The 25,098-nt window shown below is 36.8% G+C and carries 24 protein-coding genes and 1 tRNA gene; 18 read left to right on the top strand and 7 right to left on the bottom strand.

Translation table 11 applies throughout. The annotated features are described in order from the left end of the window. The first annotated feature begins 99 nt into the window (after positions 1-99). The gene (locus V6C17_RS03235; RefSeq protein WP_333521109.1) at positions 100-3,516 is read left to right on the top strand and encodes a DNA polymerase III subunit alpha; all 3,417 of its coding nucleotides are present in this window, start codon (positions 100-102) and stop codon (positions 3,514-3,516) included. Between the two features lie 3 nt (positions 3,517-3,519). Here V6C17_RS03235 and V6C17_RS03240 read toward each other — a convergent pair whose 3' ends face one another. Beyond that, positions 3,520-4,098 carry a YdcF family protein gene (locus V6C17_RS03240; protein WP_333521110.1) on the bottom strand — a complete coding sequence of 193 codons (579 nt, stop codon included), beginning with the start codon at positions 4,096-4,098 and terminating at the stop codon, positions 3,520-3,522. A 197-nt stretch (positions 4,099-4,295) separates the two neighbouring features. On the opposite strand from V6C17_RS03240, the gene V6C17_RS03245 reads away from it, so the two are divergent. The 3 genes from V6C17_RS03245 to V6C17_RS03255 all read left to right on the top strand — a co-directional run bounded on the left by V6C17_RS03245 (position 4,296) and on the right by V6C17_RS03255 (position 7,805). Continuing rightward, complete coding sequence (locus V6C17_RS03245) at positions 4,296-4,496, top strand: putative signal transducing protein (RefSeq protein ID WP_333521111.1); 201 nt, start codon at positions 4,296-4,298, stop codon at positions 4,494-4,496. A gap of 161 nt (positions 4,497-4,657) precedes the next feature. Next, positions 4,658-6,409 (top strand): pyruvate kinase, encoded by a 1,752-nt coding sequence (pyk, locus tag V6C17_RS03250; protein ID WP_333521112.1) that lies wholly within the window; start codon positions 4,658-4,660, stop codon positions 6,407-6,409. Positions 6,410-6,431: 22 nt separating this feature from the next. Next, entirely contained in the window at positions 6,432-7,805 is a 1,374-nt protein-coding gene (locus tag V6C17_RS03255) for a hypothetical protein (protein ID WP_333521113.1), read from the top strand. Here V6C17_RS03255 and V6C17_RS03260 read toward each other — a convergent pair. Beyond that, the gene (locus V6C17_RS03260) at positions 7,802-8,938 is read right to left on the bottom strand and encodes an acyltransferase (RefSeq protein WP_333521114.1); all 1,137 of its coding nucleotides are present in this window, start codon (positions 8,936-8,938) and stop codon (positions 7,802-7,804) included. The two genes, V6C17_RS03255 and V6C17_RS03260, sit on opposite strands and share 4 nt — an antisense overlap. Positions 8,939-9,048: 110 nt before the next feature. Here V6C17_RS03260 and V6C17_RS03265 point away from each other — a divergent pair, with 110 nt between their 5' ends. The 4 genes from V6C17_RS03265 to V6C17_RS03280 all read left to right on the top strand — a co-directional run bounded on the left by V6C17_RS03265 (position 9,049) and on the right by V6C17_RS03280 (position 11,154). Next, positions 9,049-9,513: a peroxiredoxin gene (locus V6C17_RS03265; protein ID WP_333521115.1), complete on the top strand. Its 465-nt coding sequence runs from the start codon at positions 9,049-9,051 to the stop codon at positions 9,511-9,513. 248 nt (positions 9,514-9,761) lie between these two features. Then, the gene (locus tag V6C17_RS03270; protein ID WP_333521116.1) at positions 9,762-9,956 is read left to right on the top strand and encodes a hypothetical protein; all 195 of its coding nucleotides are present in this window, start codon (positions 9,762-9,764) and stop codon (positions 9,954-9,956) included. Positions 9,957-10,143: 187 nt separating this feature from the next. Further along, positions 10,144-10,452, top strand: coding sequence for a hypothetical protein (locus tag V6C17_RS03275; protein ID WP_333521117.1), 309 nt, complete (start codon positions 10,144-10,146; stop codon positions 10,450-10,452). Positions 10,453-10,617: 165 nt separating this feature from the next. Continuing rightward, complete coding sequence (locus V6C17_RS03280; protein WP_333521118.1) at positions 10,618-11,154, top strand: hypothetical protein; 537 nt, start codon at positions 10,618-10,620, stop codon at positions 11,152-11,154. A 16-nt stretch (positions 11,155-11,170) separates the two neighbouring features. Here V6C17_RS03280 and V6C17_RS03285 read toward each other — a convergent pair whose 3' ends face one another. The 4 genes from V6C17_RS03285 to V6C17_RS03300 all read right to left on the bottom strand — a co-directional run bounded on the left by V6C17_RS03285 (position 11,171) and on the right by V6C17_RS03300 (position 13,429). Further along, positions 11,171-11,878: a M48 family metallopeptidase gene (locus tag V6C17_RS03285; RefSeq protein WP_333521119.1), complete on the bottom strand. Its 708-nt coding sequence runs from the start codon at positions 11,876-11,878 to the stop codon at positions 11,171-11,173. Between the two features lie 118 nt (positions 11,879-11,996). Beyond that, complete coding sequence (locus V6C17_RS03290; RefSeq protein ID WP_333521120.1) at positions 11,997-12,440, bottom strand: hypothetical protein; 444 nt, start codon at positions 12,438-12,440, stop codon at positions 11,997-11,999. Between the two features lie 242 nt (positions 12,441-12,682). Beyond that, positions 12,683-13,093: a hemerythrin domain-containing protein gene (locus V6C17_RS03295; RefSeq protein WP_333521121.1), complete on the bottom strand. Its 411-nt coding sequence runs from the start codon at positions 13,091-13,093 to the stop codon at positions 12,683-12,685. Between the two features lie 174 nt (positions 13,094-13,267). Continuing rightward, positions 13,268-13,429, bottom strand: coding sequence for a hypothetical protein (locus V6C17_RS03300; protein WP_333521122.1), 162 nt, complete (start codon positions 13,427-13,429; stop codon positions 13,268-13,270). Between the two features lie 931 nt (positions 13,430-14,360). On the opposite strand from V6C17_RS03300, the gene V6C17_RS03305 reads away from it, so the two are divergent. Both V6C17_RS03305 and V6C17_RS03310 read left to right on the top strand, forming a co-directional pair. Beyond that, complete coding sequence (locus V6C17_RS03305; protein WP_333521123.1) at positions 14,361-14,711, top strand: ASCH domain-containing protein; 351 nt, start codon at positions 14,361-14,363, stop codon at positions 14,709-14,711. 113 nt (positions 14,712-14,824) lie between these two features. Further along, positions 14,825-14,995 (top strand): hypothetical protein, encoded by a 171-nt coding sequence (locus V6C17_RS03310; RefSeq protein WP_333521124.1) that lies wholly within the window; start codon positions 14,825-14,827, stop codon positions 14,993-14,995. 101 nt (positions 14,996-15,096) lie between these two features. Here V6C17_RS03310 and V6C17_RS03315 read toward each other — a convergent pair. After that, positions 15,097-15,184, bottom strand: a tRNA-Leu gene (locus V6C17_RS03315). Positions 15,185-15,377: 193 nt separating this feature from the next. Between V6C17_RS03315 and V6C17_RS03320 the strand changes: the two genes are divergently transcribed. From V6C17_RS03320 to V6C17_RS03355, 8 genes are all read left to right on the top strand, one after another. After that, complete coding sequence (locus V6C17_RS03320; protein ID WP_333521156.1) at positions 15,378-15,728, top strand: hypothetical protein; 351 nt, start codon at positions 15,378-15,380, stop codon at positions 15,726-15,728. Between the two features lie 386 nt (positions 15,729-16,114). Next, positions 16,115-17,254 (top strand): two-component system sensor histidine kinase NtrB, encoded by a 1,140-nt coding sequence (locus V6C17_RS03325; RefSeq protein ID WP_333521125.1) that lies wholly within the window; start codon positions 16,115-16,117, stop codon positions 17,252-17,254. A gap of 89 nt (positions 17,255-17,343) precedes the next feature. Continuing rightward, positions 17,344-18,558: a L,D-transpeptidase family protein gene (locus V6C17_RS03330; protein WP_333521126.1), complete on the top strand. Its 1,215-nt coding sequence runs from the start codon at positions 17,344-17,346 to the stop codon at positions 18,556-18,558. Positions 18,559-18,727: 169 nt separating this feature from the next. Continuing rightward, positions 18,728-21,349, top strand: coding sequence for a DNA polymerase I (gene polA, locus V6C17_RS03335; RefSeq protein ID WP_333521127.1), 2,622 nt, complete (start codon positions 18,728-18,730; stop codon positions 21,347-21,349). Between the two features lie 14 nt (positions 21,350-21,363). Next, the gene (mutM, locus tag V6C17_RS03340; protein ID WP_333521128.1) at positions 21,364-22,188 is read left to right on the top strand and encodes a DNA-formamidopyrimidine glycosylase; all 825 of its coding nucleotides are present in this window, start codon (positions 21,364-21,366) and stop codon (positions 22,186-22,188) included. A gap of 15 nt (positions 22,189-22,203) precedes the next feature. Next, positions 22,204-22,806 carry a dephospho-CoA kinase gene (gene coaE, locus V6C17_RS03345; protein ID WP_333521129.1) on the top strand — a complete coding sequence of 201 codons (603 nt, stop codon included), beginning with the start codon at positions 22,204-22,206 and terminating at the stop codon, positions 22,804-22,806. Between the two features lie 65 nt (positions 22,807-22,871). Further along, positions 22,872-23,441 (top strand): lytic transglycosylase domain-containing protein, encoded by a 570-nt coding sequence (locus V6C17_RS03350; RefSeq protein ID WP_333521130.1) that lies wholly within the window; start codon positions 22,872-22,874, stop codon positions 23,439-23,441. Between the two features lie 10 nt (positions 23,442-23,451). After that, positions 23,452-25,080, top strand: coding sequence for a peptide ABC transporter substrate-binding protein (locus V6C17_RS03355; RefSeq protein ID WP_333521131.1), 1,629 nt, complete (start codon positions 23,452-23,454; stop codon positions 25,078-25,080). The last annotated feature ends 18 nt before the right edge of the window (positions 25,081-25,098 follow it).

Below are 25,098 nucleotides of genomic sequence, written 5' to 3' on the forward strand. Positions count from 1 at the left end.
TAACAGTATAAAAGGAGTTTATCATATTTTTGTCGAAGTGTGCTCGTGTTTGTCGAGCTAATTGCATCCATTTTTACTTGGGAGAGGTAGCATCTTGTTATGAATTCTGGCAATTATGATAAAAATTTTGTCCATTTACATGTTCATACTGAATATAGTTTGCTCGATGGTGCCAGCCGTATCGAGCATCTTGTCATGCGTGTTAAAGAATTAGGAATGCCTGCGGTTGCTATAACTGATCATGGCTCTATGTATGGCGTAATAGATTTCTACAAACAGGCTAAAAAGCATGGAGTTAAGCCTATCATCGGCTGTGAAGTTTATGTTGCGCCCCGTTCACGACTCGAAAAGAGCGCGGTTGAAGGCGAAGCCTATTATCATTTAGTGTTACTTGCTGAAAACAACACTGGCTACAGAAATCTTGTAGAGATAGTATCGCGCGGCTATAGCGAGGGGTTTTATTATAAACCGCGTATTGATAAGGAGTTACTGCAGAAGTATAGCGAAGGTCTGATTTGCCTTAGTGCCTGTATAGCTGGTGAAATACCGAATATGCTGCTAAAAGGTGATATAGCTAATGCGGAAAAACTGGCTAAAGAATACAAAGAAATTATGGGACCAGATAATTTCTATTTAGAGTTGCAAGACCACGGCATGCCAGAACAAAAAAAGGTTAACAGCATGCTCATTGAGCTTGCCAAAAAGCTTGATATTGGTCTTGTTGCTACCAATGACTTGCATTATATAAATAAACATGACGGTGAGTGTCATGATGTACTTTTATGTATTCAGATGGGAAAAACTGTTGATGATGAAGCTCGTATCAAATTTCCCAATAATGAATTTTACTTAAAAAGCACACAGGAAATGGCCGAACTTTTCGGCGGCTATTCGGAAGCTTTCTATAATACTGTGAAAATAGCTGATCGTTGCAATGTAGAATTCGATTTTGGTCAGCTTCATTTGCCGGAGTTTCCTATGCCTGAAGGGCTGACAGCGGATGACTATTTAAGGCAGTTATGTGAGGAAAGGGTACCCAATAGATTTTCAGAGGTTACAAGTGAAGTATATGAAAGGCTTAATTACGAGCTTTCAGTAATAAAAAAGATGGGTTACTCCAGTTATTTCTTAATTGTATGGGATTTTATAAATTATGCAAGACAGAATGATATAGCAGTAGGACCAGGACGTGGCTCGGCAGCAGGCAGTATAGTTGCGTATTTGCTAGGAATAACCAATATTGATCCTTTAAGATATGGTTTGCTTTTTGAGCGTTTTCTAAATCCTGAACGTGTAAGTATGCCCGATATTGATATAGATTTTTGTTATGTTAAACGGGGCAGAGTAATTGAATATGTCTCGGAACGCTATGGTGCAGATAGAGTAGCACAAATAATTACCTTTGGTACAATGGCTGCCAAGGCTGCTATTCGCGATGTTGGCCGGGCTTTGAATATGGCCTACGGTGAAGTCGACAAAATAGCAAAGATGATCCCAAATGAATTAGGAATTACACTAGACAAAGCGTTGCAGAATAATCAAGAACTAAAAGCCACATACCAAAGTGAACCCACGATTAAAAAGTTAGTGGATTTAGCACGGGCTGTAGAAGGGTTGCCTCGCCACGCTTCTACTCATGCGGCAGGTCTTGTAATTGCTAAAGATCCATTAACTACATACGTCCCCCTCCAGAATTCTTCGGAGGGTTTTATAACTACGCAATATGATAAAGACCGTGTCGAAGATATTGGCCTGCTTAAAATGGACTTACTAGGGTTAAGAACGCTAACGGTAATTGGCGACGCTCTTGAACTAATTTACAAAAATAGGGGCATAAAGCTTGATATTGAAACTATTGAGTTAACCGATGAAAAAGCGTGTGAAATGCTAACGAATGGTGACACTGCCGGGGTATTTCAGATGGAATCAAGTGGAATGACTACACTGGTAAAAGATCTAAAGCCGGAAGGGTTTGCCGATTTGATTCCGCTTGTAGCGTTATATCGACCGGGTCCACTTGGAAGCGGTATGGTTGCTGATTTTATAAATGGAAGACACGGTCGCAAAACTGTTACTTACCTGCATCCTTTACTTGAACCCATACTAAAAGAAACATTTGGAGTTATTCTTTATCAGGAGCAAGTAATGCAAATTGCTTCAGTTCTTGCTGGATTTACGTTAGGTCAAGCAGATCTACTCCGTCGGGCTATGGGAAAGAAAAAGCACTCCGTACTAGCAGCGCAGCGAGATAGCTTTTTGCAGGGAGCAAGTGAACGCGGAATTGACCCCAAGTTAGCAGTTGAGATATTTGACCTCATGGCTCACTTTGCTGATTATGGTTTTAATAAGTCCCATAGTGCAGCCTATGCGTTAGTTGCTTATCAGACAGCATATTTAAAAGCTCATTATCCGCAGGAGTTTATGGCAGCATTGCTATCAAGCGTAATGGGAACAAATGATAAAGTAGGATTCTATATTGAACAATGCAAGAGAATGGGAATTCCCGTACTTCCTCCTGATATCAATGCTAGTATGGCAGCCTTTAGTGTTGATGGAAACTCAATACGATTTGGTTTGGCTGCCGTAAAAAATGTTGGCGAAAATGCTATCAATAATTTGATTGCAGCGCGCAATGAAGGTGATAAATTTAAATCACTAGTTGATTTTTGCACCCGGGTTGATATGCGAGTTGTGAATAAGAGAGTTATTGAGAGTTTGATTAAATGTGGGGCTTTTGACTCGCTCGGAGCGCGTCGTTCTCAATTGCTCGCTGTTTTAGAACGCGCAGTTGAAACTGCAGCAAGCAGGCAGAGAGACAAGACCAATGGGCAGATAGGTTTATTTTGTGAGGAAACTATAAGTATCGCAGATGAGGTAATTCTTCCTGATATTGATGAAATTCCGCAGGAACAGATACTTGCCTTAGAAAAAGAAATAACCGGCTTTTATATAACCGGTCATCCATTGGATAAGTACCGTGATCAAATTAGCAGCTATATACAGATCGACCAATTAGGTTCAGGCGAAATTGCTGATGGCAAAGCGTTGAAAATAGCTGGATTGATTATTACTTCTAAAAGAATAGTTACAAAAAAGGGAGACACTATGTGTTTTCTCGAAGTTGAGGATTTTACAAATAAAATAGAGGTAGTAGTTTTCCCAAGGGTTTTTGATAGGTCTAACAATATATTAATGCCGGACATGCCTGTCGTAGTGTCTGGCAGGCTTAATGCAAGTGATGATGGTATAAAAATAATTGCCGAAGGCATATCATTGATAGATGAAATTCGACCAGAAGTACGGATAAGAATTTATAAAGAGCAAGAAAATAATGAAGTATTTGAGTTACTAAAGAATACTTTTGCTAGGTTTAGCGGTGATTCGATAGTATACTTGTATCTGGTCAATAGTAAGCGTGTTATTAAGACCGAAAGAAAGTACTGGGTTAAACCTACAAACGAGGCCGTAATCGCTTTGGAGAGTATTTTGGGTAAAGGAGCTGTGCAGATAACGTAGTTGCTATTTGTTGAAAACCAACAATGAAATCATTGCGGCGCCTTCGCGAACATATTGTTTAGCTGTTAGATAATAATTATTAGCCATTGGGGCTGGGGCTCCACTTGCCTCCATGCCTAAGTTATGTGCTAAAACAAGAGATCTGCGTATATGTGAAGTATTTGATACTATGATTGCTTTTTTAAGGCCGTTTTGTTTCATTATACGATGAGAATTAACCAGATTTTGATAAGTAGAAAAGGAATTATCCTCGATAAGAATGTTCTGCGCTGGTATGCCGTGAATTATCAGATAATCAAACATTACCTGAGCTTCACTTAATACTTCATCAGCACCTTTACCGCCGCTGACTATAATTGTTTTTGCGTAACCGCTGGAATATAATTTTAAAGCTTCGTCTAGCCTAAGTTGTAACATTGTACTTGGCACACGTCCGATTGCTTTAGCGCCAAGTACAATAATTACATCTCCAGGCTGTGGTACAGTTGTATTACCGATGGCTATAATCGGTAGCTCTATGACGACAAATATTAATAAGGTTACAGCTAAAAAGATGCTGCGAAGTTTTTTTACTATATACATGAGTAACCTCCGGTAGAGTTGCTTTTTTATTATAGATGAATGGACATAGTTTTGTTCCAAGATAATATTGTTTTTGAAAGCCTCGAATTATTTCCCTATATACCTTAGTTTAGCAGGAATACAGATTAATATGGAGAAAAAACATGTATAATATTACGGGATTTACAAATTTTTTGTTACCTTAGGAGGCAGCAGTGATGTGGACAGTTATATATATTGCGTCAAACCGTGCTCAGGCCGAAATGCTAAAAAATATGCTATGCAGTGAAGGGATTCTTGCGAATACGCGGCCAGCAGGTGTTGCTTCTGCGCTTGGTGATGGACTTTATGAGATATTGGTTTTAGAGTCCGAGGCTGATGAGGCGCATGCAATACTTTGTCAGAATGCAATTAAATAATAAAAATTTCAACAGTCTTTAATCCGATGACTAATCCGCTATATGCGCACGGGCACAGGAAAGCTGCTAAGTCCCTGGATAAATTCGACTAGAATTACAGATGGAGCAGGCACAGACAACTCCAACTGAATTAAGTCTCATTTGATAAGGAGAGTGCCGAATTGAAGAAGACTAAGATTATCTGTACTGTAGGACCTAGCACTGACAAACCAGGAGTATTAGAATCTATGTTAGAAGCTGGCATGAATGTTGCTCGCTTTAATTTTTCTCACGGAACACATCAAGATCATGCTGTCAGGATTAATTCAGTACGTTCTGCTTCGGCAAAGACAGGAAGACCTGTTGCGCTACTTTTAGATACAAAAGGTCCGGAAATGAGAATCGGCAAGATGGCCGAAAATAAGGTAAGTCTGACAGAAGGTCAGCAATTTGTATTAACAACTAGAGATATTATTGGAACAAAAGATGAGGTATCTATTAACCATAAACGACTTCCGCAAGAAGTGGTCTATGGTAATAAGATACTTCTTTCAGATGGACTCATTGAGTTAAAAGTTGAATCAGTTACGGAACAAGATATTATAACAACCGTGTTAAATAGCGGTGAGCTTAGCGGATTTAAGCGAATAGCTGTGCCGGGAGTTGCCGTTAACTTACCTTTTTTATCTGATCAAGATGTTTCAGATATATTATTCGGTGCTAAAAATGATATGGACTTTATAGCCGCATCCTTCGTTCAAAGAGCGGCAGACGTTCTTGCCATTCGGAAAGTACTAGAGGATGCCGAAGCATCAATCGATATAATTGCAAAAATTGAAAATGCCGAAGGTGTAAAGAATATCGATGAAATATTAAAAGTTGTTGATGGGGTAATGGTTGCTAGAGGCGATCTCGGAGTGGAAATTCCTACAGAAGAAGTACCTATCGTGCAAAAGATGTTGATCGATAAATGCAATAAAGCTGGCAAACCCGTTATAACAGCAACTCAAATGCTAGAATCTATGATTGCTAATCCCCGTCCTACTCGAGCTGAAGCAAGTGATGTTGCCAATGCAATTATGGATGGAACGGATGTCATAATGTTGAGTGGTGAGACTGCCTCTGGGCAATACCCTGCCGAGGCAGTTGAAATGATGAGTAAAATTGCAATTCGGACAGAGCAATCACTAAGTTATAGCACGCTTTTGCTATCAAAGGGTATTTCAGTACAACCAAGTAGTACGGATGCTATTAGTCATGCTACTGTACAAGTAGCACATGAACTAAATGCTGCTGCTATAGTAACATCAACAGAAAGTGGATATACCCCAAGAATGGTATCAAAATATCGTCCTCAAGCTCCAATTGTAGCGGTTACACCCCACTCTAAAACTGTTCGTAAGATGCAGTTGCTTTGGGGAGTTGAGGCTCTACATGGCATCCACTCTCAAAATAGTGATGAAATGGTAGCCAACGCTGTAACTACTGCTTTAAAAGAAGGTGCTATTAAAGAGGGCGATCTAATCGTAATCACTGCGGGTGTTCCGGTTGGAATGACCGGCACTACGAATATGCTTCGGGTTTATGTTGTTGGTAAGGTTCTTGTCAAGGGGACTGGTATTGGGCAAGGCGCAGTTACTGCTAGAGCGAGCGTAATCAAATCTGCTCAAGAAATACGAGATAAATTCAAACCGGGTGATATTTTAGTTATAAATGCTGTCGACGATGAAACTGCACCATATGCCGCAAAGGCTGCCGCAATTGTAGCTGAAGAGGGCGGCTTAACTTCTCATGCTGCTATTGTAGGAATAAGCTACGGTATACCAGTTATAGTCGGTGCAGATGGAGCAACAGGCCGCCTAAGTGATGATATTATCATAACGATAGATGCGGCAAGAGGTTCGGTTTACGAGGGCGAAATTAACGCCCGGTAATTTTATAGAGCGGAGGCTCCCTATGCAATTATGGTTAGGATTATTGACTGGTTTGGTAGGGGTAATCCTTTTATTCCGCTGGTTATTTTTACGTCGATTGGATTGGCAAATTAAACTTTTAGAAATGAGACTTGCTAGGATAACGGCTGTTAAAAATATTGATAAGGCGCGAAGCAAAAGTTTACTGAAAGACATCTATAGCCATATAAATATTACAATAGAAAAACAGAACCAAACTGCAGCTTATCAGGCAATCGATTTACTTAAACTTGCCTTTGGCGAAAAATTAGACCGCAGTGATGAGCCAATGAGACTAATGGCTGTCGCGGTTTCAGCCCTTCGAGTAAAGCAGCCTGATGTTGCTGGGTATGTTTTAGATGCCTATAAGCCACTCATACGAAATTTAAGTGATACAGCTAAAATAAGTACAATTGAACAGCTTACGCTTATTGCTATGGTATCTTTAAAATCACGAAATGCCTTCATGCTTGCAAAAATAACCGATTTAATCTGTTTGCTCTTAGAGCAGTTAGATAAAAATACTAGCAAAAAAGTAATTATCTCCGGTCTGCGAGGTTTGAAAGTAATTGGTGCCATGTCGTTAAAGCGGCATGATGAAGCTTTATTCAGAGAAATAAGTTTAAAAGTCGGCAGTATTAACCAGTTTGATGAAGAGGATATCTCAATTGAAATAGTGCACATATTAACTGGGTGGCTGCATAGGGTAATAAAAAATGAGGACAAGGTTATGTTCTCGATTTTTGTGCAATCAACTTTGGAATTTTATGAACGAGGTACTATAAATAATAAAATTTTTGCAATAATTGTTAATGAGTGGCAGAATCTTGCCGGAACGGCTGTGCTAAATCCGCGATCAAGTATGGCTGCAGAAATTCTAGATTTTCTACTCTTAGCTTCGGAACGTCGTTTTGATGAAAGATGTTGGTTGCTTGCTATTTCAGCTGCTGCAAAAACTGCGCGTCTTGCAATATCGCAACATGAACTTGAGGACGGGTTTAAGATAGCATATCCTTTACTTGACATGGGGAGACGGTTGTTAGGCACAGAATTGAGGTTAATGGACAACACCAATGACATGCGTCAAAAAGCATTATTCCTAATTGTTAGGGAGAGTGTGATGCTAGCGTCATTACAAGCTAGGAAGGATATGACGAGCTCAACTGGCGAAATTATAGCCCAGCTTTATAATTGCTGGGCTCGTTATCCAAATATGAGAGGCAATCAAAAATCGGTTAAGAAGTATTGCCAATTTATATTATTATACTGGATGAAAAATAGAAAGCGGCAGGCTCGCCGGGGGATTCCAGAAAAAAACGAGTTGACAGAACCTTCATTATTAACTGAATTAGAAAAAGAGCGATTCGGCTTAAGTTAAGATGGTTGAGTGCTTTTTCGGCTGGTAGAAGTACCTGTGAGCAGTAAGCTCAGAATGGGTATAAACTGGCTGATTTTTTTTATAAGTATTGCTAACGTTATACTTATTGCTACAGTTATGATGAAAAAGGCCATAGTAATTGGAGCGGTCATAATTTTTCCCGCACCAGTAATGTAGCTGATTAAATAGTACATTACGATGGGGTGAACTAGGTAAACCGCATATGAGTTATGACCTAAATGAGATAATAGGCTAGACCATGTTTTTGATATTTTATTAAAACTAAAAATTGCGAAGAAGTAAAGCGTTGCGGTTAATGTATAAACTACTCCGATCGGACTAAGTTGATGAGCTGTATTAACAGCTTGTTCTGGAGTGTATCCCTTTATAAATAAAAGATAATAATAGAAAGCTAGAATTCCGGTTAGTGATAGAGCGAATGCCCAGGTAACAGTTTTTTTGTATTTGTCTAGATAGTTCAAAAAAGCTTGATAATGAATGGCACATACCGCACCGAATAAAAAAATAAAAACATAGTGGATAACCCAATAACTTAGGCGATGTTGTACAAGTAAGTTAATATAGTGATTAGGAAAATTAGGAGAGAGGAGATAGCTGGAATAATAGTTGAAAGCTATCTGGAGAATAAAAAGAATACTTAGGTATGTAAGAGGTCTAGTACAAATATATTTGACAACTAAACGCCAAAGTGGCATTAGTGAATAAAACCATAAAAGTATTACAAGAAAGTACAGTTGATATGATGCTAAACCAAATAAGAGGAATTTAATAAACAAATTAGGTTTCCAAATATTTAAGTCGCCGCTGACCCAGCTATAGTGAAGCATATATAATAATGACCAGACGACATAAGGTATTAAAACTGTTCGCAGACGTCTTATCATAAAATTTCCAAAGTCTAGGCTGGCATTTAGATTTTGGTTTTTGAAGAGCCCAAAGGATGAGACGAAGAAAAAAATCGGCACACTAAATCTAGTAAATATCTCAAATAAGGCAAATAAATGTATATTAACAAAGGGGTTTGTTAAGGAATAGGCACCAGTATGTATACCTATAACACCGAGCATAGATATACCACGAATATATTCAAGCGCATTTATTTTTTTGGACATAAAATCTCCTAACATAAAGTACATTCAACTTTATATAATTATTCTATTTTTTTGGGAATTTTCCTGTATTATTATACAATATCTAAAATATTGCTAGGGGGAAAGGCTTCATGGAGGAACTCACAGTAGGTTCAAAAGCACCTGAATTTTGTCTACCTGCTTCGGATGGTACTAACGTAAGTTTAGGTCAATTCAAAGGTAAAAAGATAATTTTGTATTTTTATCCAAAGGATAACACTCCAGCTTGTTTTAATCAGGCACGACTCTTTAGTGAAGCATTTGATAAAATAACTGGATTTAATGCGGTTATATTAGGAATAAGTCGTGATAGTGCTTCAGTGCACACTAAATTTGCTGAGAAACTAACACTTCCGTTTGTACTGCTCAGTGATGTCGATGAAGATGTTTGCGGTATGTACGATGTTATAAAGGACAAAAATATGTATGGTAAGAAAGTTCGTGGTATAGAGCGTTCAACTTTTATTATTAATGAGTATGGAATAATTTCACATATTTTTCGAAAAGTTAAGGTGGCAAATCATATAAATGAAGTTATGGAAGCTCTTTGTAAATGAGTTTCAGCTTATTTTTCCTTCTGTTGTGGTTTATTTTACATTGGATTTTAATAAGAACATTGTTAAAACTAAAAATGTTTCGTATTAAAAACGCAGTAGATATAGCAGAAGGAGGGCAAAGCATGAGATACTTGATAAGTCCTGATGCACAAGATTTAGTAACGAAATATGGAAATGCTGTTTCAACTAAGATAATACAACAAATGAAATTTGGCTGACGAGGTCCAAGGGTTATTACTATCCCGTCCGTGAGACTGGGAAAACCTGATGGCTCAGAAGCAGACCAATACGTTAAGTTGATGACTAATGGTATTGACGTATATGAGTACAAAAATAGTGAAGTGCTAGATAGTACAGTTAATTTCAAGATTGATGTTGAAGACCAAGACTCAAGCAAACTAGTAATACGCGGGCAAAATAATGAGTCGGCTGGTTGTCACTAGTTGAAACGAGGGAACTTCGTGTTCCCTCGTTTTATTTTTAATTAAGATATTGTATATACAAAATACTAGACTATTGAGTATCAGTTTATAAATTACAATAGATAATATAAATTATTATAAATTGACTTAATGGTTACACCAATGTTACCATAGAAACAGAATTATTTAAGAGTAGGGGGCTGTAATAGTGAATCAAATTTGGCTTCAAGTCTTTGCGGTTATGATCGGCGGTAGTGCATTAAAATATGTTTTTTCCAATCAATTAATGTGGGTCGGAATTGATCTTGCCGTATTAGGGATATGCTACGCATTACTTAAACGACATCCGTATATTGATCTTAAAAAGAGTATGTCGTATCTAGGGGCTCTAACTACCATTTCGGTACTTGTTGACTTAGGTGTTGTAGGTGGGGAAGTAGGTAATATAGCGGTACTAGCCTTATTGGCCTATATGATTTTCGGTGGTGGCTTAGGCGGAGGACGTCGTAGAAGATAATTACATAAAAGAGGCGCTCTACTTAAAAGTAGGCGCTTTTTTGTACGATAAGAATGCATAAATTTCCTTACATGCATAAGGGGTGAGTATCGGCTTGCGCTGTCGCTAAGGCTCGGCGCAAGCCGTGTTTTTCTTTATTGATTCTTAATTTATTTGAGGATTTTATTGGGAAGTGATCTTATAGTGATTAATCATCAAAAAATTATCAGAACAGGGTTACTGCTGTCGTTAACGATAGTATTACAGTCACTTAGACTGGTTATACCTATACCACCTGTATTGTCGATATTTCTGATTGGCAGTTTAGTAAATTGTTGCCTTTTAGTTGCTGTTCAGTCTATAGGTTTACAGGCAGCAGTAATTATTGCTCTAATTGCACCTATCATTGCCTATTTTCAACAAATTTTATATTTACCGATATTTATTTTCCCAGTAGCATTAGGTAGTTTACTGTTTATTGTGGTGTTTTATGCTATTTATAAAAGGCATTTATGGTTAGGTATTTTATCTGCAGCTTTTGCTAAAACAGCAGCTCTATTCTACAGTTTTTTGTGGTTGACTTCGACTGTTAATATGCCTGAGAAATTAAAGGCAAGCTTACTTTTTGCAATGAGCTGGCCGCAGATTATTACTGCTGTTGTAGGAGCTATATTCTCCTTGATAATAAGCAAACGTCTAAGAAAATATAATCAACGTACTTAGAAGAATTATGCATAGATTAAAACGGTAATGATAATAGGCAACCATTTTGTTTAAGCCAACCACGACATTCTTTATAATTCGGGAGATATAGGTTAACCAAGTGCCAGAATTTTGAGGAATGATTAAGTTCTATCAGATGGCAAATTTCATGGACTATAACATAATCTATTATCTCATTCGGACCCATTATGATGCGCCAATTTAAATTAATGTTACCCAAAGAGGAACAGCTGCCCCAACGTGACTTCTGTTCTTTCAGAACAACTCGCTTTGGCTGAACGCCAATTTTTTTGCTCCAGTGTGTAGTCCTTTCGTATAATAACTGTGTCGCCTGGTCTATGTACCATTTTTTTAATAAGGAGTTTGGATTACTCGATTCATTTAAGCTTATTCTAATAATCCCAGATTCTCTTTGGACACTAGGTAAGCAGTTACTGATATGATCATACTGAAGTAAGTAGGATGTGCCCATAAACAAAATTTCTGAGCCATGTGATAAAGATTTGTTTATAGGGTTTTCAGATAGTTTTTGTAAATGATCTAATTTTTCAATAAGCCACTTTTTTTTTGACTGTATAACAGCACAGATATCATCTTTAGGAGTTTTAGTTGGAGCGCTAATTTGAATCATATTAGGTCCAACTATTTTCAATTGGATTGTTTTCCTTTTTTTAAAGACTAAGGTAAATTGTATTTGACGTCCTGCTATATTAATTAAATGCATAATGTTTATCCTTTGACGAAAATGGTTAATTACATATAAATATAAAACAAAAAAAGGGACTGAATGCAGATTATTTTGCGCAGTCCCTCTTTTTCGTGAGTAAAAAAGCAAGATGGAATTATCCTAAAATAGCTAATAAGGCAGCTTTAGTAATGGCTTCAGCTTTAGTTTCGGCACAGAATCTGGCTTGGCTGCCGGTTTTTGTGAATTCAGCACAATATCTAATTTGGTCATTTAAGATTTCTTCCGTTAGAGTGTATTCAAATCCAATATCTGTCATTTTTGCTATTACTTTCATTGATTGCGTAATATCGGTCGTGTATTTTGGAACAGCTTCGTCAAAGTTTTCACGGTGTTTTAATTCTTGAAAATCTGCAGGTTTTACGGTAGTGAAAACGCCGCCAGCTTCATCAATTTCTTGCTGCGTACCAATCCATTTTACAGCCATTTCAGCGCTGAAACGTAGCCAATGGGTAACCCATATGTAATCCATTATCTCTAACGCGACCTTAAGATCTAAATCGCGGCCAGGTCTTAGTGGAGCTATCTCATGGTTAGACATTTTGAACCTCCCAATATGTTGCAATAATTATTTTCAATAAACTATTATAAGGGTTAACATTTACAGATAAAAGAATAAAAGTTTCTTTTGTCGAAATGAAAGCCAATTATAACTTTACCAAATGAAAGTGAGATTGTAAAGTTCATATATAGCATAAAGGCCAGAGTTCAGCAAAAGGCTTTCTCTGGCTTTTCTATGTCGTTTTAGCCACACAAATCGGCAAAATAGTGTTTGGTATACTATTAGGATAGTAAAGGATAAAGCTGTGTATTTTCTTTGTCAATTCGTTTGCTTATCGCGTGTACTATTGTTTTAGTCTCTGCAATAAAAGAAGCTGGGTTTGTTACTATATTCTTAGTACTTAAATACTTAGTTTTATAACTTTCAAAAACCTTTGCTAAATCTCCCATTTCCTCGTAAAACATACCACTAATATTTCGTACGTTACTATCTGAATGCTTAGCCAAGGTAGGATAGACGAATTTATCCTCAGTGGTCATATGTACTTTAATTTTACCTGATAATTGCCCAATTAACATAGTTATGTTGAAGGCATTTTCTGTAACCAGTTGTTCCGATCGGTATGCGTTGATTTTTTCAGCAAGTTCTTTAATATCGTTATGCTGTCTTATAAGATTTTTTGTATCTGTCATTTCGTATTTCTCCCCTTAGCAATTTAGTAATTTTAGTTTAATTTAATTAAGTTTTTGTAGATGTGTCCTAAATCACAAAGTGGATTATATAACGATAGTAAAATAAAACGACCTAACATAATAAAATGCAGATAGCCGCGCTATCTGCATTTTATTATGTTAGGTTCAGTATTATTACTTGTCTAGAGATTCATATTTAGTACTCATCTCAGCGACTGTCTGTTCCGATCTTTGCTTAGCTTGGCTGCCTAAACTTCTTAACTCAAAATTATTTATAGGGCTATCCTTTTTTTGACCAAGTTCTTTTTCAAACCTTTTTTTATCTGATTCTTTCATTATAAACCCTCCTAAAGTGATTTTGATTCAGTATTAGTGTTTTAAAATACGGATTATATTATTTAAGGAAATATAAAACATTCCACAAAGGAATGGATATCATTCCAAAAAAGAATAACAGACCAAAGATTGTATGCGAATATTTCATATTTTAAGAATATTTACAAAATACGTACAATTACGTATAATTAAGACAAGCTAAATGTTAAAGGAGATGACGATAATGACACCAGAAACAAAACCACAAACTAATTTACTAGACGGATTAAAGTATATGGCTTTTATGGCAGCATCTTTACTAGTGTTTGGCGGAATCTTGCACCTCTTCAAACCTTAATAGTAAAGACTAGTAGAAATAGCTTATATTCAATAAAAGATAACTATTAAAAGGAGATGACGATAATGACACCAGAAACAAAACCACAAACTAATCTAATTGATGGACTAAAGTATATGGCTTTTATGGCGGGATCTTTACTAGTATTTGGTGGAATTTTGCACCTCTTCAAACCTTGATTGATTAGTCAAAGCTTAGATAATTTAGTTGACATATGAAGTAGACGTTTTATAGTTGAAGAAATAAATATTAAAAGGAGCTGTTGATAATGACGCCAGAAACAAAACCACAGACAAATTTAGTAGATGGATTAAAGTATATGGCTTTTATGGCAGGATCTTTACTAGTGTTTGGTGGAATATTACACCTTTTCAAGCCTTAATAAAGGTAAAAAGTTTCAATGATTGAGCTATTTATAAATATTTTTATATGAGAAAACCCCCTTGTTCGATTTGAACTAGGGGGTTAGATTTTTCCTGTTCGATTAGTAAAAAATAGAATTCTCAAAAATATTATTAGTTTACTTATCTAGTATGATATATAATATATATAAAAACGTAGTTTTTAAATCTTAATATCAAAGGAGAGACAGCTATGTTTGCACTTAATTTTCAATCTCAAAACCATGAGAAGTTACTTATTAGCCGTCAGAAGAACTGTACTGTCAGATTAGGAGATATAAGTGATAAATACCCTGAAAACTCTATAGTTTGGATAACGGTAGGAACAAAATATAAACCAAAAAGAAAACTGTATTCTGCAATACTAGATAGAGTACAAATAAAGAAAATTGCTGAACTTACTTCTCATGATTTAGATCATCAAAACCCTGAGATAAAATCGGTTGATGAACTTATTAGTTTTTTTGAGAAAATTTACCAAAGAACGATTACTCATGATGATATTGTCACTGTAATTTATTTTTCGGAAATAGTTGATGAATAGAACTTATTCTTTAAATTACATAAAAAAGAAAGTCCTAAATAGAGAGGACTTTCTTTTTTATGTAATTTATGGTAAAATATTGTCAAAGAATAGCGAATATAGGAGTGAGTTTTATGTTTAAGCAAGAGATGCTAAGAGACTTAATTAAAAATTACTTTGCAGAAGCATCAGAGGATCAGCTGCAATATATAGAAAATGAATTAACAAGAGAATTGGAAGTTACTACTCATGCTAAGATTCGTGAAATGGTTAGTTACGAGAGAATTAAACGTTTAATGGATTAGCATAAAAAGAGCCTTGGTTTTACAAGGCTCTTTTTATATTGAAAGTATATTAAAGCTTAAAAATAAAAAAACTCCTAGAATTATCTAGAAGTATTATTTACTGGTGCCGAAGGCCGGACTCGAACCGGCACGTAGGGCTACTACGCTTGATTTTGAGTCAAGTGCGTCTGCCAATTCCGCCACTTCGGCATTATTAAGTTGCTGTCCTTAACCGGACAATTGATATAATATCACTTCGATAGATTATTGTCAAGTATATAATTGTAAGGTTTTATATTACGTTAATTAAGGGTGCTAAAAAGCTAGTCTTGAATAAGTAGTGGTTCAAAGGGAATAATGGTATCGTATAAAATTAAAGTGAGGTGGCTATATTTTGATACAGATGAGTCAAATACCTGTTAAACGTGTTTATTTGGACAGTCAAAATGCGAATGAAACTGGTAATTATGAATTCACTATCGACTGCGGGGCGGTATATTTTGGCGCAGTATACGATAATGATGGTGATCTGATGACGGTTGATCAGTATTTTTATACAGAGCGTAATTCTCGTGATGACCTTGAAAGTGCTGCAGACAGCAGTGAGCTTCTTAGTATCGATAAAAGAGATTTTCGAGCTAGAACCTATATGTTAACTAAAGATGACGGTAAGAATGAATGGATACGCTTTCATGCCGTTGTGCCTCAAGATATAAACCCAGACTACTTTCATCAGAAATATATTGGTGAATAATTCATACGCTCAGTAATATAAAGTGCACCTCCTAATGCTAGATACACAATCTAACACTTGGAGGTGCATTTTTCATTTAAATATTGAGAAATAATATGTAAAATTATGGAATAACATTAAAAAAATGTAATAAACTGGAAAAATATTACGTTTAAGGTCAAAGGAAGAGGTTGTTATTATCAAAAGCTGTCTAAATATCTGTTAAATAGGATATAAGCAAAGTTAATCAACTTGCCGAACTAAAAACTTTGTCGAATAAAACCACATAAATTATGTTATTATGTCGTTTTTTTACGAAAAGTAATTGAAATATTTTAGCAGGAAATACATTAAATTACAAGAATTTTATTTAACACGAATTTACTTTAATTGGAGTGTGACGCAAGATGTATTCAACAGAGGCGTTAAGTAATAAAGTAATGTATCTCCGAGATGATGAATATAAAGAATACTTTGATACTACAACGACAGGTGTAATTTATTTAGATGCCAAAATGAGAGTTAAAAATCTTAACCGAGAAGCAGAGCGAATTTGCTCAATAGAAAGAGCTCAGATTCTTGGACGTCGAGCAGACGTGGTTTTTAGTGAGTACGGCGATCGCTTTCTTAAAATATTCTCCATTGCCGAATATGATGATTTAAATACTACAAACCTTAAAGTTAAAATAAAAGATCAGTATGTGTATCTCCATGTTGATACTTTAAAGCTGCTTGACTCTGATGGAGAAGTAAGTGGAATTATTGTAATATTGCAGGACGTTTCAGCTGTAAGGGCTGCAATTAAGCAGATCCAGACAACACAGATGCTTATGTCCTTGGGAGAATTGGCAGCAGGTGTAGCTCACCATGTGAGAACACCGCTAACTACTATAAGCGGGTATCTACAAGTTATGTTGAATAGATTGGATGATGATAATAAATATATGGTGCGGCGTGAGATCCTAGATACTATGCTTGAAGAAGTTTCATATATAAATGGCGTTGTAAAGGAACTTGTAATGTTCGCTAAACCAGCTATCGAAAAGAATCCTGGAACAAGTATTAACAGTGTTATTGACGAAGCATTGTTGCTAGTATTTAAACAACTGGGTGGCGACAATATTGCAATTAAAAAGCAGCTTGCGAAAGAATTACCAACAATATGTGGTGATGGTAATCTTTTACAGCAAGCAATTGTCAATATAATGCAAAATGCAATGGAAGCAATGCCGGAAGAAGGAGAGTTGTCAGTTAAATCTTGGTTAAATGCTGAAATTAATATGATTGTTATAGCTATAAATGATACAGGAGCTGGAGTAACACCAGAGATTTTGCCAAGAGTATTTGAGCCGTTTTATACAACTAAAATAGACCGAATGGGACTTGGGTTACCTGTAGCACATCGTATAATAACAGAACATGGTGGGTTTATTAATATTAGTGCCGGTAATAATGGAGGAACTAAGGTACATATTTATCTACCACTATTTGATGATAAAATTCGCCATCTTACAGTTGTACACCAACAAATCCTTAACCTACAATAACAGCAGTATAAAAATATTAAATGTCATACGTGCAGAGCATCCCTCATATCTTCTTAATGTCGTAAATTTTGTTAAAAGAAGGGATGCTCGTGTACATTTTCAGATTGATAGCTTTTGCAGCTGTTTTAATGGTTTTACTTGTAGCTCCGAATGTTCATGCTCAGCAGCTTCAGGATGTGGTATCACCGAATATTACGATTAATTTACCAAGCCGAACGTTGGAACTATACTCTGGAAATGAGTTAGTTAAGGAGTATCCTATAGCTATTGGCAAGCCATCAACGCCAACGCCAATGGGTAATTATTCAATTATTAATAAAGAGGTAAACCCTGTCTGGATGCCGCCTAGAAAGGGTTACGTTGTACCATCCGGCCCTGATAATCCCTTGGGGTATAGGTGGATAGGGTTTCTGCCTTTATACGGAATTCATGGCACCAACGCACCGTGGGCCATTGGTATGGCAGTATCAAACGGCTGTGTTCGAATGAACGAAGAGGATGTTGAAGAACTTTATGAGTTAGTTGATTATGGAACAAAAGTTGCTATTATTTATGAGCGAGTTAAAGTCCGAATTAATGATAAAGGAGATGTTTCGCTCGGAATATATCCTGATATATACGGCTATCGCCAAGTAAGTTTAAGCGAAATATATAGCAAACTAGCTAAAACTGGTCTAGCAGGATTTGCTAGTGAACAGTTCTTATTAAATCAGATAAGAACTGAGCCAGATAAGCAGGTTGTTTTTGCCCGGTTATTCAAAATCAAGGTTGACAGTATTGATTTAAATGAGCGAGGGGTAAGAATTGACGATGTAATGTATGTACCAATCTGGCCAGTAGCTGCAGTGAAAAAAAGCAATGTTATATGGGATGAACGAAATCAAATAGTTCGTATTGAAAAAAATAGTGCTCCAGGTGTCATAAAAGGTGATGTAATTTACGTAACACCTGAAAGTCTAGCAAAGCTTTATGCAGGGCAGCAACAATGGAGTGACGAAGAAAATTGTCTAGAAATAAATCAAATTAATCTTCTTGTAAATGGTAAAGTAATTACAAATGACGTTAAAACAGTAGATAATATTCTTGCAGTTCCCGTAATTCAGCTAGCAAATGTGTTAGGGCATAAGTCGAAATGGGATGATGCCAAGCAAAATTTTACAGTTCAGGGGCAAATTGTTCCTATCCATATGATTGATGACCAGCCATATATCAAAATAACTAAAATATACGATATTTTTAAGGCCTATGTCTTTTGGAATGAAAAGCAGCACACAATCGAATTGACCTATCCTTTTAAGGGGTAATATAGTCTTCCTGCCTGTGAGGGCAGGTTTTTTTCTAACCTTAAACTTTTTTAAGATTTAGTAGATATGAAAATAGAATGCTTTTCCTTCAAAAGTAATAAAGGTTTTTTGTCGAATTTGGCAAATACTATAAAAGTTAAAGATTAAAATTAATGAGGTGAGGGGCCAAATGTCCCATAAATTTTTTATAATTGATGGAAGTAGTCTTGTACATAGAGCCTTTTATGCGTTACCACTATTAACGACAGCCAGCGGGCAGTTTACAAACGCCGTTTATGGTTTTGCAACAATGCTTGTGAAGCTATTAGCCGATGCCAAGCCAGATGCTATTGCTGTAGCTTTTGATAAAGGGAAAATAACTTTTCGCAACGAGGCATATTCGCAATATAAAGCTCACCGCAAAGCTACTCCTTCCGAGTTGTCGGAACAGTTTTCCTTGGTGCGCAGACTACTAGATGCTTTTGGCATAACTGTATTGGAAGAAGCAGGGTTTGAAGCTGATGATATTATTGGCACCCTGACGACCAAAGCAGTAGCAGCTGGATATGATGTGACAATTGTTACCGGTGATCGTGATGCTTTGCAGTTACTACAGCCTGCAGTAAAAGTCATGCTAACAAAAAAAGGAATATCTGATATGGAGATATTCGATAATTTAGCTTTTAGAGAAAAATATGGTGTCGATGCCGAACAACTTGTGGACCTAAAAGGCCTAATGGGAGATACATCAGATAATATACCTGGTGTTCCGGGAATCGGTGAAAAAACTGCCATTAAATTAATAATTGAGTTTGGCACTGTCGAAAATCTTATCGAAAATATCGATAAAGTATCAGGTAAAAAGCTCCAAGAAAATTTGCGTGGCAATGCTGATTTGGCCATTATTTCAAAAAAGCTAGCAACAATTGTTAGAGACATGTCTCTAGAGTTCAATCAAGACAGTTTTAAGATAACACCAGACTATGATAGTATTCGCAGCATATTTGCCGAGTTCGAATTTAAAAGCTTATTAGGTCGTATGGATCAAATATTTCCCGGCAATGTCGACATACCTAAGGTTACTGAAGAAAGTATCCCTCAAGCATTAGTTATCAGTACTAAAGATAAAATCTCTGGAATAGTTGATGAGATTCGTAGAAGTAGGAAAATGTATTTTTTCGCAATTGTGGAAGGGCATACTCCGGAAATGTTTTTTGATGGCATAGGAGTTGTTATTGATGAAAATAACACTTGTTATATTCCTTCATCAGCTGAGGGGTGGCCGGAAGTATTAGAGCTTTTTGCAGATGAAGGTATTCAAAAGATTACTCATGATGTCAAAAGTGTATACGCAGCATGTTGGCAGACGAATTCAGATATCAAAGGGGCAATATTTGATACTGCTTTAGCGGCGTACTTATTGGACCCAACTGCTAGCCAATATCCACTTTCTGCCTTGAAAGAAAAATATTTGGGGTTAGCTAGTCAAACTGGTAAGATTTCAATGGATTATGATTATGCTGCATGGGCGGCAGCAGCTATTCTAAGTTTGCATACAACGTTAGAAGATAAGTTAAAAGAACTTGCATTAGAGAAACTATACTATGATATTGAATTGCCGTTAGCAAGAGTGCTGACAGAGATGGAGCGAAACGGCATTACGCTAAATATTGATCAGTTAAAGAGTATGTCCTTGGATGTGACTGCCAAAATTGATTCACTCCTTGCTGATATTTACAATTTAGCGGATGAAAATTTTAATGTTAATTCTACAAAGCAACTTGGAAGTATTTTGTTCGATAAGCTGAAATTGCCGATTATTAAAAAGACTAAAACTGGGTATTCTACTGATGTTGAAGTTCTGGAAAAATTATCCGGAGATCATCCGATAATCGAAAAACTCTTAGAATATAGAATGTTGACTAAGTTAAAATCCACTTACCTTGATGGGCTTCAAGGACTGGTTAATAAGACTACTAACCGTATTCATACTACCTTTAATCAACTGGTAACAGCAACAGGAAGGCTAAGCAGTTCAGATCCCAATCTACAAAATATACCGATACGTTCTGAGGTTGGAAAGCAAATTAGAGAATTATTCGTTCCGGGAAATGGTTACAAGCACCTTATGTCTGCCGATTACTCGCAGATTGAATTGAGAGTATTGGCACATATGTCTGGTGACAATAATTTAATGGAAGCTTTTACACAAAATCAAGATGTCCACACGAGAACTGCGGCTGAAGTGTTTGGCGTAAATATGGATGATGTAACAACGGAAATGCGCGGTAAAGCTAAAGCTGTAAATTTTGGTATTGTATATGGAATTAGTGATTATGGATTGTCGCGTGACTTGGGTGTAACACGTAAAGAGGCAGCCCAATATATCGAAAGCTATTTCAATAAATGCATTGGAGTTAAAGTGTTTATTGATCGGGTTGTAAAAGAAGCTCACGAATTTGGGTATGTTACAACAATTTTTGGCAGGAGAAGATATTTACCTGATATTAATAGCAGTAATTTTAATCAGCGTTCATTTGCTGAACGTACTGCAATGAATACGCCGATTCAAGGAACCGCAGCAGATATAATTAAAAAGGCAATGCTAAATGTACATAATAGTTTAAATGATAAGAATCTTAAAAGTCGAATGCTCCTACAGGTTCACGATGAATTGGTATTAGAAGTAGCTGATGGAGAAGTCGAGCAAGTGATTAATATAGTAAAACAATCGATGGAGAATGCCGTGCAACTTAACGTACCATTAGTTGCTGATGTTAAGTTAGGTGAAAATTGGGCAAAAGCTAAGTAACGGAGGATGTTTCAATGCCTGAAATGCCAGAAGTAGAGACGGTTCGAAGGACTCTTGTTGATAAAATAACAGGCTGCCGGATAACTAATGTAGAAATCAAGCTTCCGAGGTTGATAAAGTGGCCATCGGCAGATGAGTTTAAGGCCATTATCACTGATAGAACAATTGCTAGTTTAGGGCGAAATGGTAAATATCTTCTTCTTCATTTAGATAACGGAATTATTGTTGTTATACATCTTCGAATGACAGGGCGCTTATACTATGTCAGTGGTGATGAAATAAATGATAAGTTCACCAGGATTGTTTTTGCATTAGATAATGGAGATAAATTACTCTATTCTGATAGTCGCACGCTTGGAACTCTTTACGCAATGCAAGTGAACGAACTTTGGCGCATTTCGGGGTTATTTTCCCTGGGACCTGAACCTTTATCTCCGGAGTTTACTTTAGAATATCTAAGAAGTATTATAAATAAAAGTAAGGGTAAGATTAAAGCTATTCTTCTAAATCAAAAGTACATTGGCGGATTAGGCAATATCTATGTTGATGAATGTTTAGCTATTGCAGGGATTAATCCAGAACGTACTGCTAATAGTTTAAACGAAGAAGAAATAGAAAAGCTTCATTCTGCCATTAATAAAGTTATTGCAGACGGAATTGAGCATGGCGGTACTACCTTCAGGGATTACCGGGATGGAACGGGCAAAAGTGGCACACATCAGCATCATCTAATTGTTTACGGACGCAAAGGTCAGCCTTGTATAAGATGCAGCACGCCGATCGAAAAGAAAGAGGTTGCCGGCAGGGGAACGCATTTTTGCCCAGTGTGCCAAAAGTAAGGGAGCAGTTTTAAAATGTATATTATAGGACTTACGGGGGGCATAGCGAGTGGTAAGAGTACAGTTAGTAAAATGCTGTCCGAACTTGGTGCTTGTATAATTGATGCGGATAAATGTGCTCATAAGCTGATGGAACCTTATGAGCCTGCTTGGTACGCTATCGTTAATTTCTTTGGTGAAGATATCTTACGCCCAGACAAGACTATAGATAGAAACCTGCTAGGCAATAAGATTTTCAATGATAGTGAAGCTCGTAAAAGCCTTGATAGCATTACACACCCAATTATAAAAAACTATATCGAAGAGAGAATAAGTGAGTTTGTAAGAGTGGGTTGCGGGATTTTAGTTTTGGATGTACCCTTGTTATACGAAGTAGGATGGCAGTATATGGTGAATGAAGTTTGGGTGGTTTATATAGAGCGTGAAACGCAAATTCAACGTTTAATGAAGCGAAACAACCTGTCCTATGAGCAAGCTCGTGCTCGAATTAACTCGCAAATGGATCTTACAATAAAAGCTGAGCTTGCGGATAAAGTTATCGACAATAGCAAAGATATCAATAATACCAAATGCCAGGTGCATGCTAGTTGGGAGCGAGCAGTAAGCCAACAGCAATAACTTCGCATTTTTTCTGTTATCAGCACATAGTTTTTGTTAGAGTAAAAAAAGCGGAGTGATTAAGATTGCGTATTTTAGCCTGGATGAAAATCCTGGTAATTGGTGTGATGATTGTTATATTTGGTGCATATATCGGATTTAATAGCGACTGGTTTCAAAAAAAGTACCTTTATCCTTATCCATATCGTGATTTGGTATATCAGTATGCTTTAGAATATGAATTAGACCCGATGTTAGTGGCTGGTGTGATTAGAACTGAAAGTAAATTTATACCACAGGCACGTTCGCCCAAAGGTGCAATGGGCCTTATGCAGCTAATGCCTGAGACAGCAGAGTGGATAGCAACACAAATGGAATATCAAGATTTTAGATTAAGTGATCTAGAAAATCCTGAGGTTAATATTAAGTTTGGGACTTGGTATCTTGCGTCTTTAAAGAAAGAATTTAAAGGTAACGAAGTATTAATGCTCGCAGGCTATAACGGCGGACGAGGCAATGTTAAGCAATGGATGCAGAAATATGGCTGGTCTATGACTTTTGCTGATATAGATCAAATACCATTTAAAGAAACCAAGGAATATGTTGGAAGAGTTCAGCGCAGTAAGAAAAAATATCAAGAGTTGTATGGTAGATGAGGGATGAATTTTGAATTACAGAGTTATATTAAGTATTTTACTTACACTAATGGTTTTATTATCTGGGTGTGGAGGGGTAAATGTCGAAACTAAAAACTCTAGCAAAGCTAACATTCAAGTTGGCGGGCAGCTGAGCTACGGCAGCCTCCAAGAACCCAATACACTAAATCCGCTTTTATCAGATATGCTGGCAACTTCTGAAATTGGAAGACTTATATTCAACGGATTAGTCATTACTAATGATAAAGGCGAATGGATGCCTGATCTAGCACAGCATGTGCCTACAATACAAAATGGCGGGGTAAGTAGTGATGGCCTTAATGTAATTTACAAACTTCGGCAAGGTGTAACGTGGCATGATGGTGCTCCGTTTACGGCAGAAGACGTTGTTTTTACTTGGCAAACTATTATTAATTCCAAAAACAATGTTGTTTTACGCGATGGTTACGATAAAATAGCTTCTATCGAAACACCTGACCCTTATACAGTACATATTAAATTTAAACAGTATTATGCACCTTATCTAACTTTGTTTCCGACTATTTTACCTAAACATCTATTAGAGTCAGCTGATATTAATAAAAGCCAATTTAATCGTGCTCCAGTTGGGACAGGGGCGTTTAAGTTCAAAGAATGGCGTATTGCCGACGCTATAGTTTTTGAAGCTAATTCATCTTACTTTATGGGAAAACCTAATTTAAATACAATTATCTATAAGATCTTTCCAGATACCAATATTATGTTGACGCAAATTAAAGCTGGTCAGATAGATATAGCAAGCAATGTAAATGCCTCACAATTTGACCAGGTAAAAGCGGTGGCTGGATACGATACGGTAATATCCCCCAATATGATCTGGGAGCATCTAGACTTCAATCTCGATAATTCTTTATTTCAAGATGTGAGGGTGCGCACGGCTATTTCACTTAGTATTGATAGGCAGGCTATTGTTAATGATGTTTTAAAGAATGTGGCTAGTCCAGCCTTATCAGATCAATCCCCTTTATCTTGGGCGTATAATCCGGCGTTATCACCTGTTGGCAGGGATATAAATTCTGCACGTGACTTATTAACGCAGGCAGGATGGAAGCAGGGCCCAGACGGAGTTTTTGCTAAAGATGGTAAAAAACTAGCCTTTGCTATAGCAACTACATCCGGAAATAAAGTCAGAGAGTATGCTGCTCAAGCAATTGTTGGACAACTTAGAGAAGTGGGTATCGAAGCTGAGGTTAGATTTATCGAAGCACCTCTCTTTTTTAGTGACATACTAAAGAACCGTCGGTTTGAGACAGCCATGTATGCTTGGGTTGCAGGAGTCGATCCTGAGAATAAAACATTGTGGCATTCGAAAAGTATACCTAGTAGGTCAAATGGGTACGAGGGACAAAACTATCCTGGGTGGCGGAATGCTGAAATTGACAATTTAACTGAACAAGGCTCGCTTGTCGTCGATGTTGATGCTAGAAAACTTGTTTATTTTAGGATTCAGGATATACTGCGGCAAGAAAACCCTATCATTCCGCTTTATTACCGTGCCAATATTGACGCTGTTAAGAATAATGTTGCAAACTACAAGCCCAATCCAACACCTGCAGGTAATCTGTGGAATGCGTGGGAGCTTGGTTTAATTTCAAAATAAACAGCATTGTTCTTGACT

The organism is Dendrosporobacter sp. 1207_IL3150, assembly GCF_036763085.1.
In the GTDB taxonomy this organism is placed as follows: Bacteria; Bacillota; Negativicutes; order DSM-1736; family Dendrosporobacteraceae; genus JBAIYU01.